This window comes from Flavobacterium sp. (assembly GCF_025352015.1).
GTDB lineage: Bacteria > Bacteroidota > Bacteroidia > Flavobacteriales > Flavobacteriaceae > Flavobacterium.
Genome location: NZ_JANXUG010000066.1, coordinates 74,177 through 90,313, shown reverse-complemented (window position 1 = coordinate 90,313; position 16,137 = coordinate 74,177). Strand labels below are relative to the sequence as shown.

Here is a 16,137-nt window from a genome sequence, read left to right as displayed (position 1 = left end):
TTTTTTGTTTGTTTTTGATTGTTAATGTTAGTTACGGTCAAAACACTTCTCATTTTATTGCATTAGATAAAACAGGAGCTCTTTATGATGTGAATCCGACTACCTGCGGCTATACTGCTTTAAATTTTTGCAGTAACATTGCCGCAAGTGGTGCTGCGCCTTTGTCTATAGCTATTTTTGGAACTACACTTTATATTGTAGATAGTAAGGGTAAATTGTGGAAAGAGACTTATAACGCAACAGGTAATTGTGTGCCACTAGGTAATTTTTCTTCGACTAGTGGTTATTATGGTTTGACAGTTGACCCCAATGGAATTGTATATGCTGCAACAGGAAGTAAATTAGAAACCTATAACCCTGCTACCAATACTTTTGCTATTGTTGGTACTTTACCAACACAATGGAAAATTGGTGGAGATTTACTTTTTTATCAAGGGCAGTTATATATGGCATGTAAGAATCTCGATTTGATACGAGTAAATCTTGGAAATTTAGCTGCAACTACTGTTCAATTAACATTTCCCGCTGGTTCATCTGTTTTTGGATTTGCTAGTGTCTCTGTTCCTTGTTCTAATAATCAAGCGTATGGCATTTCAAATGCTTCGACAACAAGTACAAATCTATTGCCTTTAAATATTTTATCGGGAACAGTGGGAGCAGTATCTTGTACCTTACCATTTAATGTTTATGACACCGCTAGTGTTTCAGAAAGTGGTAGTTATACACCACCAGCACCTCCAACTGTAGTTGTTAGTCAGCCTAATTGTTCTTCTGCTATAGGAACTGTATCTGTTTCTCCAATTATTGTGGGTTATCATTATAGTATTGACGGTATCACTTTTACCAATACAACGGGGATTTTTGGTGCATTACCACCCGGAACGAACTACAGTATTAAAGCACAAGATCCTGCTGGATGTATTTCAAATGCCACAACGGGAACTATTGGACCCATACCTCCTTCGATTACTCCAACATTTACAATTCCTGGTCCTTTTTGTTCTGGTAGTACAATTTCTCCTTTACCTTTAACTTCCAACAATGGCATTACTGGTAGTTGGTTGCCGGCTTTAAATACTACAACCACTACAAGTTATACTTTTACACCAAACCCCAATCAATGCGGATTACCAACTAACGCTAGCATTATTATAAATCCAACTCCAGCAACACCGACTGTTATTAATTTAAATCCTGTTTGCCCAGCTATAATTGCAAATTTGAATTTAGCTGTGACGAGTTTACCAGCAGGAGTTTTTATTTTTAAAGATTCAAGTGGGACAGTTATTTCTAACCCAACAACTGTAACAGCTGGAATATTCAATGTTGTCGATTCTAATGCTTTAACAGGATGTACAAGCCTTCCAGCTACGATTGTAGTTGCCATTCCTAATTGTGGTTGTGCAAATGCTCCTATTGTTACCCTAAGTTCTTCTACGGGATCAACTTGTCAAACTACTCCCATCACAGTTAACGGAAACAATTTTTCAGGAAGTGCCACTAATGTATCAGTTGCCCATAATGGTCATGGAGTTGTTTCAAGCGGAACCACAATAAATATCTCTCCCTTTAGTTTTACTTATACTCCTTCTGCATTAGATGCCGGCACTACAGTTGTTATAACTTTTACAACTAATAATCCTTTAGGTAATTCTTGTACGGCTACTGTAGCCACATATTCGCTAGCTGTTTCTGTTATTACGCCTACTTTTACCCAAATTCCTCCTGTATGTCTTGGGGGTTCTATAAGTGGAACTAGTGGTGGCTTTCAAACGACTTCCAATAACGGAATCACAGGAAGTTGGTCACCAGCATTTAATAATTTAGCCACCACTGTTTATACGTTCACTCCTAATTTTGGTCAGTGTGCTACTACTACCAGCATGACTGTAACTATTACTCCTCCAAGTATAACTCCAACCTTTAGCCAAATTCCTCCTGTATGTATTGGGGGTTCTATAGCTGGGACGGGAGGTGGCTTTCAAACAACCTCCAATAATGGAATCACAGGAAGCTGGTCACCGGCATTTAATAATTTAGCCACAACTGTTTATACGTTCACTCCTAATTTTGGTCAGTGTGCTACTACTGCTCCAATGACTATTACAGTACATCCAAATGTGACGGCTGCTTTTTCCATCCCCAATACTATTTGTAATGCAACTACTGCTCCAGTTTTCCCTTCTACTTCTTCAAATGGAATAGTTGGTACCTGGTCACCCGCTACTGTAAGCAATACGGTAAATGGCACTTATACTTTTATTCCGACTACAATTGGTCAATATCCTTCCTGTAATGTTGGAACTACTGCAACAGTTACTATAACAGCCCCAAATATTGCTCCTGCCTTCACTCCAATAGGGACTATTTGTTCTGGTAGCACTTTAGCTGCCTTGCCAACAACCTCTACAAACGGAATCATGGGGACTTGGTCGCCTGCCTTGAATACTACTGCAACCACCATCTATACTTTTACACCAAATGCCGGACAATGTGCCCTGATAGTTCCTATGAATATTACGGTCAATCCATCACCGACGGTTACAGTTCCTCAACCTATATTTCAATGTAGCAATGGAACATCACCTACCGCATTATTTAATTTAACGATAAATGAAGGAGTAGTTACAGGCAGTAATACGGGAGTAACAGTGACGTATTACCATTCATTACTTGATGCACAAACTCTTACCAATCCTATACCAACTCCACAAAACTATTTAGGATTTGATACAGAGATTGTATACATACGAGTAGAGAATAGCATCACAGAATGTTATGCTACCATAACACAATTATTACGAGTAACACAAGGACCAGTAGCTATAACTCCTCAACCATTGCAATATTGTGACCCTAATAATGATGGCTTTGGTGTGTTTAACTTAGAAGACGCTACCAATGCAATAGTTGGAGGAATATTGCCTCCGGGAGTATCAGTTACTTATCATGAAACACCAGATGATGCTTTTATAGGGGCTAATGCATTAACAAGCCCTTATCCCAATATTGATCCAAATATTCAAACCATATATGTGCGAGTATTTTATACTTTAACAGGTTGTGCTAATTATGTTCAACTCCAGTTAATAGTCAACCCGACACCAGTTGTTACCCAGCCATTACCCTATGAGCTATGTGATTATACAGGTACTGTTGGTTATGAGACTTTTGATTTGACTACCAAAATTCAGGAGATATTGGGTAGTATAAATTCTACATTAACCACGGTAACATTTTACACGAGTCAATCGGATGCCGATGCAGGGACAAATGCCATAAGTAATGTTTCGAGTTATGTTAATGCTACTATAGATAGTCAAACGCTTTATGTTCGAGTAGAGACTATTGCTACGGGCTGTTATGATACGGTAACGTTACAATTAGTAGTTAATCCTTTGCCTAATTTCTTACAACCTAATTATCTTCAGTATTCCCGTTGTGATGTTGACCAGAGTAACATAGGCTTTGAGACCTTTAATTTAGGTAGTAAAATAAATGATATTTTATTGGGACAAACGGGCATGAGTGTTAGTTTCTATTTTAGTTTAGGCGATGCACAGAATGGCACCAATCAAATCACGAACTTACTTTACCAAAATCAGATTCAATATGTTCAGACTTTAGGTATTAGAATCACTAATAATGTAACAGGCTGTTATATTATCTCCACAATGGATATACGAGTAGAGCCGTTACCGAGTCCAATTCCACCAACAGTTCCTTATACACTTTGTGATGAGAATCAGGATGGCTTTACCAATTTTGATTTACAGACTTTACAGGTGAATATATTACAAGGGGCAAATTATATTTTAAGTTTCCATGAGACTCTACCAGATGCTAATTCGGGAGCTAATCCTATAAATATTGCGTTGCCTTATACCAATATTAATCCTTTTGTGCAGCTACTTTACGTAAGAGCGGAAGACCCGATAACGCACTGTGTTAGTGTTATACCAATAGAGCTTAATGTTGATCCAAGTCCAATAGCCCCAGTTTCTTTAGCTGATATTGCGTTATGCGACACCGATAACAATCCACAAGATGCTATTACAGAGATAAATTTAACTCAAGAGGCTGCGAGTGTTTTGGCACAACAACCAACACCAGCCAGTGATTATACAGTAACTTACTATACCACATTAGCCTTAGCTCAAAGCGGAACTTCTCCAATTATTCAGCAAACCAACTATGTTGGAAGTAATGGAGAGACTATTTGGGTTAGAGTAGAGAACAATATCACCCACTGTTTTAAAATTGGGTCCTTCCAATTAGTAATCAACATTCCGTTATTACTTACTGTACCAGCCCCGCTTAGTTCATGTGACGATGATTCCAATCCAAACAACCAATACCATACTTTTGATTTAACGGTAAAAAACACTCAGATTACTCAAGGATTGTTAGGTTATACTGTAACGTATTACCCAAGTTTAGCCGAAGCACAAAGTCATACCAATCCAATTGCCACCCCAACAGGGTATCAAAATGATTTAGCTCATCCAGCGGTACAAACCTTGGGAGTAGTTGTGAGTAGTCTAGCACCAGCGAATTGCGAAAGCATCACGACATTGGATATTAGAGTTCTTCCGATACCAACACCTAATAATAACCCACCAGCTTTGGCCCCAAAATGTGATGACAATACTCCTGGGGATATGCTAGAGTATTTTAACTTATCGGTTAATGAAGGGTATATTAGAAATAACGACCCTTACCTAAGCTTCCATTACTTCCCAACACAAGTAGATGCTGCAGGCAATACCAATGAGATTCTAACCCCAACAAACGCATTAGTGGGTGGTAATGTTTGGATACGGGTAGAGAACACAGGAGTAGACTATCAAGGGCATCATTGCTATGTATTAGTGGAACAAGCTTTAAAAGTAAATCCGTTACCAACGGTGGTACAACCCTTAGCGCCTTATAGAGTATGTGATAATAACACCGATGGATTAGCTTTATTTGATTTGATTAACCCATTATTGGCACCCCAGATACTTGGAACCTTACAAGCACCAGCCGACTTTACCATAAGTTACTACTTAACGGCAGCAGGAGCTAACCCACTTACTAATACTAGTGAGCAAGCCTTGGTATCTCCGTATACTAACGTCACACCTAACTCACAAAACATATACATTAGAGTGTTAAACAATAACACAGGTTGTGTTAATGCTAAAGGAATACTAACTTTAGCGGTAGAGCAATATGCTACAGCTTCGGGGCCAATTAGTTTTGCAGAATGCGATAGTCTTGGTGATCCTTATGATGGAATTGGCAGTGTTAATTTAACCCAATTTGCAAACACGATACTCAATGGTCAAGACCCAGCGGTATTCCTAGTTAGCTATTACATGAGTTTAGCAGATGCTACAGCTGGCACTAGTGCCTTACCTCTAGCACAAGTTCAGGCGTATGTAACCCATCCTGATACGGATACGATTTGGGTTAAGGTAGAGAACAGCAGTAATACCATTACACCTTTATGTTATGCTATTACCACCATCACTGTTACCGAGTTTCGTTACCCTAATCCTATTATCGCTACAGATAATGGCGTGACAACGATTTGTGTTGACTTTACTACGCATGATGTGGTTAGACCGCTGACATTGGATAGTGGTATTACTAATCCAGCTAACTATACTTTTGAATGGTTTGTGGATGGTACTCCTATACCAGGAGCTACAGGATCTACGTATATGGTGGATACTACTTCGTCTAGCACAACCCCAAGAAATTATACAGTACTTGTGACTAGTACTACCCCACAGGCTTGTGCTACTCCTTCAGGGCCTTTTCCTGTAATACAATCAGGGCAGGCTTCTATACCGAGTGGTACAATAGGCTATACTATAACTAATGCTTTTAGTTCAGAACAAATCATTACGGTACTGATAGAAGGCTATGGCATGTATGAATACAGTTTGGATGATGGACCAAGGCAGGCAAGTAATATCTTTGAGGGCATATCTTTAGGGACACATGTTGTCCATGTTTGGGATACTGCAGGTGGTGTAGCTTACAGTTGTGAGGCGTTAATTATAGAAGGTGTAGAAATCATAGATTATCCTCATTACTTTACTCCGAATGGAGATGGTATACATGATTATTGGAATATTGTTGGATTAGAAGAACAACCGGGAGCTAGAATTTACATCTTTGACCGCTATGGTAAACTGTTGAAACAAATTAGTTCTACAGGACCTGGTTGGGATGGTAATTATAACGGACATCAGATGCCTTCTGATGATTATTGGTTTAGTGTCGATTATATTGAGAATGCTACGGCTAAGCAGTTTAAGGCGCATTTTGCAATGAAGCGGTAGTAGGGGAGTTGAGAGTTATCAGTTTTCTGTTGTTAGTTGTAAATTACAATGACAACATTACAAATTACAAGTCAATAACTATAAATTACAATATTTATTAAAATGATGTATGATTTTACAGACAATCATAATTTTGCAAAAAAAGATTCCATTACTATAGGTGAAAACATTATTTTTAAATACCGAAGATTAAAGGTAATAAAGTTATTTTTTACGCTTTGAATTTTAAAAATGGCCTTCAAAAAACTGATTAGGAAAAATTAAAAGAGGTGCAAGCAAGCAGAAGAGAAAATTGACTATGCTTTGTATTATAATATCAAATTATTTGAAATTAGTTTAAATGATTATAAAACCAAAGCTGCGGATTTTGAATTTTCTGATAAGATAATGCTTGAGTTACTGGAAAAATGACTCAAAGAGGAGAAGCTGTTGGTGTAATTTCTGCACAATCTATTGGAGAGCCGGGAACACAGTTGACACATCGTACATTCTTCGTTGGTGGAGTTGCGGTTGGCGTTTCAGAAGAATCAACTATTATAGCAAGATTTGGAGGAAGACTTGAAATCGAAAATTTGAAAATGAATGAATGGATAAAAGAGACATAGATTTTAGAAATAGAACATAGGCAATTTGAAAATGTGCCAATTTGGAAATGATGGAACGGTTTAAAGTACTACTTTTGCACACTGTAATTTTCAAATTAATTCAATGAATTACCTTTCAGTAGAAAACATATCTAAATCCTTTGGCGAAAAAACTTTGTTTAGAGATATTTCTTTTGGCATTAATAAAGACCAAAAAATAGCTTTCATTGCCAAAAATGGTTCGGGGAAAACCTGTATTATGAATATTATCAATGGTGAAGACGAGCCAGACACAGGGCAAGTTGTACTTCGAAAAGGTTTGAAAATGGCTTTTCTATCCCAAAAAAGTAACCTGCAGGACGAACTAACGATTGAGGAAAGTATTTTTGCATCCGATAATGAAGTGCTGCACGTCATTGAACGCTACGAAAAAGCATTGGAAAATCCTGAAAATGAAGAAAAATACCAATTGGCTTTTGATGAAATGGATCGCCACAATGCTTGGGATTTTGAAACCCAATTCAAGCAAATCTTATCCAAACTAAAACTCGAGGATTTAAAACTGAAAGTGAAATCGCTTTCTGGCGGACAAAAAAAACGTTTGTCTTTGGCTATTATTCTTATCAATCGACCTGATTTATTGATTTTGGATGAACCGACGAACCATTTGGATTTAGAGATGATTGAATGGTTGGAAAGTTATTTTGCCAAAGAAAATATTACGCTATTTATGGTAACGCATGACCGTTTTTTTTTGGAACGCGTTTGCAACGAAATTATCGAATTAGACAACGGTAAATTATACCAATACAAAGGAAATTACTCCTATTATTTGCAAAAGAAAGAAGAACGCATTGCCATGGAAAATTCTTCTATTGACAAAGCGCAAAACCTTTTTGTAAAAGAATTAGCTTGGATGCGTCGTCAACCAAAAGCGAGAACGACCAAATCGAAATCGCGTCAGGATGATTTTTATGTAATTAAGGAGAAAGCAGAAAGTCGCAGAAAAGAAAATGTTGTGGAACTTGAAATCAATATGGAACGTATGGGCAGCAAGATTATAGAGCTGCACAAAATCAATAAAAAATTTAAGGACAAGATTATTCTCGACAATTTTACTTATGATTTCCAACGTGGCGAACGCATTGGTATCATTGGAAAAAATGGAACAGGAAAATCGACTTTCCTTAATATCATGACAAAAACCATTTTGCCTGAATCGGGTAAGGTTATCATTGGCGACACTATTAAGATTGGGTATTATACGCAAAGCGGCATCAACCCAAAACCTGGTCAGAAAGTTATCGATATCATTAAGGAATATGGTGAATACATTCCGCTGACGAAAGGGAAAATCATTTCGGCTTCGCAGTTATTGGAACGCTTCTTATTTGACGCCAAAAAGCAATACGACTTTGTTGAGAAATTGAGTGGTGGCGAATTGAAACGATTGTATTTGTGTACGGTTTTGATTCAGAATCCGAACTTTTTGATTCTTGATGAGCCTACGAATGACTTGGATATTGTGACTTTGAATGTGTTAGAAAGTTTCTTATTAGATTATCCCGGTTGCTTATTGGTGGTTTCTCACGACCGCTACTTTATGGACAAAATTGTAGATCACTTATTTATTTTTAGAGGTGAGGGACAGATAGAAGATTTCCCCGGAAATTATTCCGATTTTAGAGCGTATGAAGATTCGGCTGAACCAAAAAATCTTTCGAATGTTAGCACCGAAAAAGTAAATTGGAAGCAAAATAATACTGCTTCCTCTAAATTAAATTTTAACGAGCAAAAGGAATACAACAAAATTGAACGAGAAATCAAGGATTTGGAATACGAGAAAAAGCAAATCGAAAATCAGTTTTCAGAAAGCAAAGTTGCAGATGCTGACATTACGGCAAAAGCCAAAGAATTAGAGGTTATCATCAGGAAACTGGAGCAAAAAGAAGAGCGTTGGTTTGAGCTTTCCTCTAAAATGGGATAAACTATTTACAGCGATTTATAGAGAAAAAAATAAATCTCTGTGTAACAATGTGTAAAAAAAATAATTTCACAGAGACTCACGGCGAAAAAAATAAAACTCTGTGAATCTCTGTGCAACAAAAAACAAATGTTACACACCATAAAATCATATTTAAACTTCCTATGGCATTCCAAAAATGAACACAGAGTGCATTCGCCGTTTGTATATTCATTGGTTTCTAAATGTTTTTATGACAAGAAAAAGTATTTAGAATATTCAGTGCTACAGAATTATAGAAAATCACTTTTACAGAACAAGAATACTATTGTGGTTACTGACTTTGGTGCGGGCTCCAAAGTTTTTAAAACCAATACAAGACCCATTTCAAAGATTGCAAAAACAGCGGGTATCAGTTCAAAACGCGCTGAATTACTATTCAGAATCACCAATTATTTTAAGCCTGAAAGTATTTTGGAAATTGGAACTTCATTGGGTTTAGCCACAGTTGCTCTATCATTGGGAAACAAAAATGCTACGATGAACACGCTGGAAGGTTGCCTTGCAACAAGTTTAATGGCAAAAAAACAGTTCGTGAAATTCAATTTAAAAAATGTAAAACTAATTCAAACCGAATTCTCCAGCTATTTAAAAACTTTCGAATTTCGACTTTCGACTTTCGATCTAATTTACTTTGACGGCAATCATTCAAAGTCCGCAACTTTAGAATACTTTGAATTATTATTACCTACTATAACTAATGAAACGGTGTGGATTTTTGATGATATTCATTGGTCACAAGACATGAAAGATGCTTGGAAAATCATTCAAAATCATCCAAAAGTTACCGTAGCTATTGACACCTTTCAATGGGGATTAGTTTTTTTTCGCAAGGAACAACCAAAAGAACATTTTGTGATTAGACCATAAAAAATGGCAGTCATTGCTGACCGCCATCTTTCGAATTAACAAACCAATCCAAAAATTATTCTTTAGCTTCTTCATTTTCTCTCGCCTTTGCTCCTATTCTATTTACTTTAAACATTGGTGCAAATTTGAATTTTATAGAAGCTATTTTCATATTATCACTTGACGATAATCCTTCTTTTTCAACTGTATTTTTTCGACTATCTAATGCTTCGTAAATCAATTTTACTTCATCATAATCCTCTCTAGAAAATTTACTTTTGTTAGCTTTATAGGAATCGAAGAATTTTTGATACGTTTCTAAAATGTTATCTTTATTTACCCAACCAAATTTCATGTCCTCACCAATTCTATCGGCACCAAAAAATGTATTTCTTAATCTTTGATTGGCATTAATAACTACTTTTTTAGGTGCTTTCGATGCTTCAACTTTTGTTTTTAAAATTACATATCTTGCATTAATAGAATCAACACGAGCTTTATTTTTAGCTTTTACATCATCATTCAATCTTGAAATTGCTTCATTAGATTCTTTAGTCTTACGGTCAAAATCAGCGGAAATTTTATCCCAATTAGCTTCAGAATCTGTAGTTTTTACTCTTTCCAAAGAATCGATATAAGTTTGCAATGAGGCAATTTTTTCATCTGCTTCTTGTTTTTCTTTGTTTTTACAAGATACTATTGTAAGCAACAACCCGCAAAGCATACCACATTGTAATAATCTTTTTTTCATTTTATTTAATTTTTAATTTTGATGTAAATATACTTAGAGCATGGTACAACCGCTTTATACAATTATTTCTATTAATTACATAATTCCTTGAAATATAAAAAGCAATTAGAATGTAACATATCCCCTATCTTTACTACCTATTGAACAAATTAAATTTCAGCATATAATGGCAAATCCATTAATCAATATAGCCAACCTTAAACGAGATTTCCAGCTAGGAAACGAAACAATAAATGTTCTAAAAGGCATCGATTTACAGATTAATAAAGGGGAATATGTTGCACTTATGGGACCATCAGGTTCTGGAAAATCAACCTTGATGAATTTATTAGGTTGTTTAGACACTCCCACTTCGGGAACTTATATTTTGAACGGTAAAGACGTCAGCCAAATGCACGATGATGATTTGGCCGAAATACGTAACAAAGAAATTGGATTTGTCTTTCAAACTTTCAATCTTTTGCCTCGCACAACCGCTTTAAATAATGTAGCCTTACCAATGATTTATGCAGGCTACTCAAAATCAGAACGCAACGAGCGAGCCACAGAGGTACTAACGCAGGTAAATCTAGCCGATAGAATGGATCATCAACCTAACCAACTTTCGGGCGGACAACGCCAGCGTGTGGCTATTGCCAGAGCTTTGGTCAACAAGCCTTCTATTATATTAGCAGATGAACCAACCGGAAATTTAGACAGTAAAACGTCAATCGAAATTATGAACCTTTTCAATGACATTCACAAAAATGGCAACACTATAATTATTGTAACCCACGAAGAAGATATTGCGAAATACGCCCATCGCATCATCCGTTTGCGTGACGGAACTATTGAAAGTGACAACCCAAATGATGACCACTTATAAAATTTGTAGCAAATCGTTCGGGCTTTATCTATAATCCCTATTCCTGCTTTTCGCTGCAATCTTTTTTGTTTTGTAAAAAGCCTTTTAGCTGCGCTCAAGGCGACAAAACAAAAAAGGATTTTCACTCCAATCAGGGCTAAACTTTAATCCATTTGAATTTTTGTTATCTTTGAAATCAATAAAAAACATAAATATAAAGTCGTAAATTTTATATCATAAATCGTAAATTCAAATGAAAGTATATACCAAAACAGGCGACACCGGAACCACATCATTATTTGGTGGAACTCGAGTGCCTAAACACCATATCCGCATAGAAAGCTACGGAACAGTCGATGAACTCAACTCCCATATTGGATTAATTCGAGATCAAAACTTGAATCAATTATACAAAAATGTATTAATTGAGGTACAAGACCGTTTGTTTACCGTGGGTGCTATTCTGGCAACGCCACCAGAAAAAGAAACATTGAAAAATGGGCAAAAACGGTTACAAAATTTAGGAATACTGGAGTCAGACATTGAATTTCTAGAAAAAGAAATAGATACTATGGAAGATTCATTGCCTCAAATGACACATTTTGTGTTACCCGGCGGACATACTACGGTGTCATACTGTCACATTGCGCGTTGTGTATGCCGAAGAGCAGAACGTTTAGCCGTGCATTTGCATGAAATAGAACCTACAAACGAACAAGTCATCAAATACCTAAACCGACTTTCTGACTACCTTTTTGTTTTGGCAAGAAAGTTATCCTTTGATCTGAAAGCAGAGGAAGTGCAGTGGATTCCTCGAAAATAAGATTTTAGAATAAAGATAAACGATTTTTGAAGTCAGATTTGACTGCGAAACAATCTTGAAATCTCAAATCGTTAATCTTAAATCAACAATTAAAAAAGACGTTCTTACACATATTTAAAAATAAATTAAAAAAAACTTGACTTTTTCAGTTTAAAATTTATTTTTGCATAAATTAAAATCAACATAAGATGTATTGGACATTAGAATTGGCATCCTACTTAAGCGATGCTCCTTGGCCAGCAACCAAAGACGAACTTATTGATTATGCTATAAGAACTGGTGCTCCACTAGAAGTAGTAGAGAATTTACAATCTATAGAAGACGAAGGAGAAATCTACGAATCTATGGAAGAAATATGGCCAGATTATCCCACAGACGAAGATTATCTTTGGAACGAGGATGAATATTAAAAAATAAAAATTTCAAGAGAAAAAAAGTCCATTTCGGGCTTTTTTTTTGTTTAAATTTGCTCTCCATTTCGAATTTATGAATTTGGACTATAAAAAAATAACACGAACACAATTATGAGTTTCATAAATACCATCATCAAAGCTTTTGTAGGCGACAAATCTCAAAAAGATGTCAAAGCTACACAACCTTATATTGCCAAAATAAAAACTTTAGAATTCGTATTAGGAGCCCTTTCGCATGACGAATTGAGAGCTAAAACGACCGAATTTAAGGCTAAAATAAAACAAGCTCGCGAAAAACAAGATGCAGAAATTGAAGCCAAAAAATTGGAAGCCGAAAATACTGCCGACATCGATTTAAGGGAAGATATTTACAATGCTATTGACGCTTTAGAAAAAGAAGCCTACGAAATTTCAGAAAAAGTATTGGCTGAAATCCTCCCAGAAGCATTTGCAGTTATTAAAGAAACAGCCAAACGTTTCAAAGAAAATGCAATTATTACAGTTACATCGTCTGAAAAAGACAGAGAACTTTCAGCTACAAAACCATATATAACTTTAGTTGGCAACCAAACTAATTGGGCAAACCAATGGAACGCAGCAGGAAAACAAATCACTTGGGACATGATTCACTATGACGTTCAGTTAATTGGTGGTATCGTATTGCATGAAGGTAAAATTGCAGAAATGCAAACGGGTGAAGGTAAAACATTGGTGGCAACCCTTCCACTCTATTTGAATGCGTTAACAGGAAACGGTGTTCATTTAGTAACAGTGAACGACTATTTAGCAAAACGTGATAGCACGTGGAAAGCTCCTTTATTTGAATTTCACGGTTTAACAGTTGATTGTATCGACAATCATTCGCCAAACTCCGATGACCGCAGAAAAGCGTATGAAGCAGATATTACTTATGGAACCAATAATGAGTTTGGTTTTGATTACTTACGTGATAACATGGCGCATTCTCCCGAAGATTTAGTACAAAGAAAACACAACTATGCTATTGTCGATGAGGTCGATTCGGTATTGATAGATGATGCTCGAACACCGTTAATTATTTCTGGCCCCGTTGCTGATGGTGATCGTCACGAGTTTAACGAATTGAAACCAAAAATTGAAAACTTATATAATTTACAACGTCAGTTGGCAAACGGATTTTTGACTGAATCCAAACGTTTTTTCAAAGAAGGAAACATGAAAGAAGCTGGTTTTCAATTGTTGAGAGCTTACCGAGCGTTACCAAAAAATAAAGCACTGATTAAATTTTTAAGTGAAGAAGGGGTAAAAGCACTTTTACAAAAAACAGAAAACGAATACATGTCAGACAACAATAGGAAGATGCCCGAAGTTGACGAAGCCTTGTACTTTGTAATTGAAGAAAAAAATAATCAAGTTGATTTATCCGATAACGGGATTAAATTTCTATCAAAAGATACGGATGATAATTTCTTCGTTTTACCAGATATCGGGACTGAAATTGCCACAATCGAAAAACAAAATTTAGAAAAAGATAAAGAAGCCGAAGCCAAAGAACGATTGTTTCAGGATTTTGGTATCAAATCAGAAAGAATTCATACACTTACCCAGCTCTTGAAAGCCTACACGTTATTCGAAAAAGATGTAGAATATGTGATTATGGACAACAAAATTTTGATTGTTGATGAGCAAACCGGTCGTATTATGGACGGTCGTCGTTATTCTGATGGACTGCACCAAGCCATTGAAGCCAAAGAGCAAGTGACCATTGAATCGGCAACGCAAACTTTTGCAACAATCACACTGCAAAACTACTTTCGTATGTACAGCAAATTAGCTGGTATGACAGGAACGGCAGTTACAGAAGCTGGCGAACTCTGGGAAATTTACAAATTAGACGTGGTTGAAATTCCAACGAATCGAGGAATGTCGCGCCAGGATAAAGAAGATTTAATTTACCGCTCGATTCGAGAAAAATTTAATGCAGTGATTGAAGATGTGACACAGCTTTCACAAGCCGGAAGACCAGTGCTTATTGGGACAACATCTGTAGAAATATCGGAATTATTAAGCCGAATGTTGAAAATACGTGGTGTAAATCACAATGTATTGAATGCCAAAATGCACAAACAAGAGGCACAAATTGTAGAAGAAGCTGGAAAATCTGGCGTAGTAACCATCGCAACCAACATGGCTGGTCGTGGAACCGATATTAAATTAACGCCAGAAGTAAAAGCCGCCGGAGGTTTGGCAATCGTTGGAACCGAACGTCACGATTCGCGTCGAGTTGACCGTCAGTTGCGTGGTCGTGCTGGTCGTCAAGGAGATCCCGGAAGTTCGCAGTTTTATGTGTCTTTGGAGGATAACTTAATGCGTTTATTTGGTTCTGACAGAGTAGCCAAAATAATGGACAGAATGGGATTGAAAGAAGGCGAAGTGATCCAACATTCGATGATGACCAAATCTATTGAACGTGCACAGAAAAAAGTAGAAGAAAACAACTTCGGCACTCGTAAACGTTTGCTAGAATATGATGATGTTATGAATGCGCAGCGTGAAGTAGTTTACAAACGCCGTCGTCATGCTTTGCACGGAGAGCGTTTGAAACTGGATATTGCCAACATGATGTATGACACTTGCGAATTGATTGTAAGTGAAAATAAAAGCAAAAACGATTTTAAAAATTTCGAGTTTGAATTGATTCGGTATTTTTCTATAACTTCTCCTATTTCAGCCAATGAATTTGAGAAATTATCTGAAATGGAAATTACCGGTAAAGTTTATAAAGCTACATTGACTTATTATACTGAAAAAACCGAAAGAAGTGCCCGTGAAGCTTTGCCTATTATTACTGATGTTTATAAAAATGACAGTAATAAATTTGAACGCATCATTGTGCCATTTTCAGACGGATTAAAATCATTGAATGTAGTAACCGATTTGAAAAAAGCGTTCGATTCAAAAGGAGCGCAATTGGTTGCAGACTTTGAAAAAAACATAACGCTTGCCATTGTTGATGAAGCTTGGAAGAAGCATTTGCGCAAAATGGATGAATTGAAACAATCGGTTCAGCTGGCGGTTCATGAGCAAAAAGATCCTTTGCTTATTTATAAATTAGAGGCCTTTAACTTGTTTAGAAGCATGTTAGATGGTGTAAATAAAGAAGTGATTTCGTTTTTGTTTAAAGGTGATTTGCCACAGCAAAACAACAGTATTCAGGAAGCAAAACAAATCAAACAAAAAGTAAATTATACCGAAAGTAAAGACGAAATTGAAAGCAGCGAAAGTGGGATTTCCAATCGAGTTGGAAAAGAGGCAAGCCAAATGCAACAAAGACCTCAAGTTACAGAAACCATCGTAAGAGATGCTCCAAAAATAAATCGAAATGATACTATAACTATCAAACACGTAATGAGTGGTAAGTCTGAAACTATGAAATTCAAGAAAGCAGAAAGCATGTTGGCTTCGGGCGAATGGATTTTAGCAAACGAATAAATTTATAGTAAAATAATTTAATCCTTAAAAGTAAAAAGTTGTAA

General features: G+C 36.4%; 9 protein-coding genes. 8 read left to right on the top strand and 1 reads right to left on the bottom strand.

The window, feature by feature from the left end; genetic code table 11:
* Positions 1 to 14 precede the first annotated feature (14 nt).
* The 4 genes from Q0Q96_RS06845 (at position 15) to Q0Q96_RS06830 (ending at position 9,812) form a co-directional block, all read left to right on the top strand.
* Positions 15 to 6,335 (top strand): T9SS type B sorting domain-containing protein, encoded by a 6,321-nt coding sequence (locus Q0Q96_RS06845; protein ID WP_293872532.1) that lies wholly within the window; start codon positions 15 to 17, stop codon positions 6,333 to 6,335.
* 407 nt (positions 6,336 to 6,742) lie between these two features.
* Complete coding sequence (locus Q0Q96_RS06840; protein WP_293872530.1) at positions 6,743 to 6,940, top strand: hypothetical protein; 198 nt, start codon at positions 6,743 to 6,745, stop codon at positions 6,938 to 6,940.
* Between the two features lie 103 nt (positions 6,941 to 7,043).
* Positions 7,044 to 8,906 carry an ABC-F family ATP-binding cassette domain-containing protein gene (locus tag Q0Q96_RS06835; RefSeq protein WP_293872528.1) on the top strand — a complete coding sequence of 621 codons (1,863 nt, stop codon included), beginning with the start codon at positions 7,044 to 7,046 and terminating at the stop codon, positions 8,904 to 8,906.
* A 126-nt stretch (positions 8,907 to 9,032) separates the two neighbouring features.
* The gene (locus Q0Q96_RS06830; RefSeq protein ID WP_293872526.1) at positions 9,033 to 9,812 is read left to right on the top strand and encodes a class I SAM-dependent methyltransferase; all 780 of its coding nucleotides are present in this window, start codon (positions 9,033 to 9,035) and stop codon (positions 9,810 to 9,812) included.
* A gap of 55 nt (positions 9,813 to 9,867) precedes the next feature.
* Here the strand turns inward: Q0Q96_RS06830 and Q0Q96_RS06825 are convergent, their stop codons facing one another.
* Positions 9,868 to 10,542 carry a hypothetical protein gene (locus tag Q0Q96_RS06825; protein ID WP_293872524.1) on the bottom strand — a complete coding sequence of 225 codons (675 nt, stop codon included), beginning with the start codon at positions 10,540 to 10,542 and terminating at the stop codon, positions 9,868 to 9,870.
* A gap of 166 nt (positions 10,543 to 10,708) precedes the next feature.
* Here Q0Q96_RS06825 and Q0Q96_RS06820 point away from each other — a divergent pair, with 166 nt between their 5' ends.
* From Q0Q96_RS06820 to secA, 4 genes are all read left to right on the top strand, one after another.
* Positions 10,709 to 11,407, top strand: coding sequence for an ABC transporter ATP-binding protein (locus Q0Q96_RS06820; protein WP_293872522.1), 699 nt, complete (start codon positions 10,709 to 10,711; stop codon positions 11,405 to 11,407).
* 232 nt (positions 11,408 to 11,639) lie between these two features.
* A complete protein-coding gene (locus Q0Q96_RS06815; protein ID WP_293872520.1) occupies positions 11,640 to 12,209 on the top strand; it encodes a cob(I)yrinic acid a,c-diamide adenosyltransferase in 570 nt (189 codons plus the stop codon).
* 188 nt (positions 12,210 to 12,397) lie between these two features.
* Positions 12,398 to 12,619, top strand: coding sequence for a DUF2795 domain-containing protein (locus tag Q0Q96_RS06810; RefSeq protein ID WP_002986941.1), 222 nt, complete (start codon positions 12,398 to 12,400; stop codon positions 12,617 to 12,619).
* 114 nt (positions 12,620 to 12,733) lie between these two features.
* Entirely contained in the window at positions 12,734 to 16,093 is a 3,360-nt protein-coding gene (secA, locus tag Q0Q96_RS06805) for a preprotein translocase subunit SecA (protein WP_293872486.1), read from the top strand.
* Positions 16,094 to 16,137 lie beyond the last annotated feature (44 nt).

What these genes read in the sequence shown, in the direction of transcription:
- Q0Q96_RS06820 (WP_293872522.1), top strand. Translation starts at nt 10,709, where the DNA reads ATGGCAAATCCATTAATCAATATAGCCAACCTTAAACGAGATTTCCAG.
- Q0Q96_RS06835 (WP_293872528.1), top strand. Translation starts at nt 7,044, where the DNA reads ATGAATTACCTTTCAGTAGAAAACATATCTAAATCCTTTGGCGAAAAA.
- secA (WP_293872486.1), top strand. Translation starts at nt 12,734, where the DNA reads ATGAGTTTCATAAATACCATCATCAAAGCTTTTGTAGGCGACAAATCT.
- Q0Q96_RS06830 (WP_293872526.1), top strand. Translation starts at nt 9,033, where the DNA reads ATGTTACACACCATAAAATCATATTTAAACTTCCTATGGCATTCCAAA.
- Q0Q96_RS06840 (WP_293872530.1), top strand. Translation starts at nt 6,743, where the DNA reads ATGACTCAAAGAGGAGAAGCTGTTGGTGTAATTTCTGCACAATCTATT.
- Q0Q96_RS06825 (WP_293872524.1), bottom strand. Translation starts at nt 10,542, where the DNA reads ATGAAAAAAAGATTATTACAATGTGGTATGCTTTGCGGGTTGTTGCTT.
- Q0Q96_RS06810 (WP_002986941.1), top strand. Translation starts at nt 12,398, where the DNA reads ATGTATTGGACATTAGAATTGGCATCCTACTTAAGCGATGCTCCTTGG.
- Q0Q96_RS06815 (WP_293872520.1), top strand. Translation starts at nt 11,640, where the DNA reads ATGAAAGTATATACCAAAACAGGCGACACCGGAACCACATCATTATTT.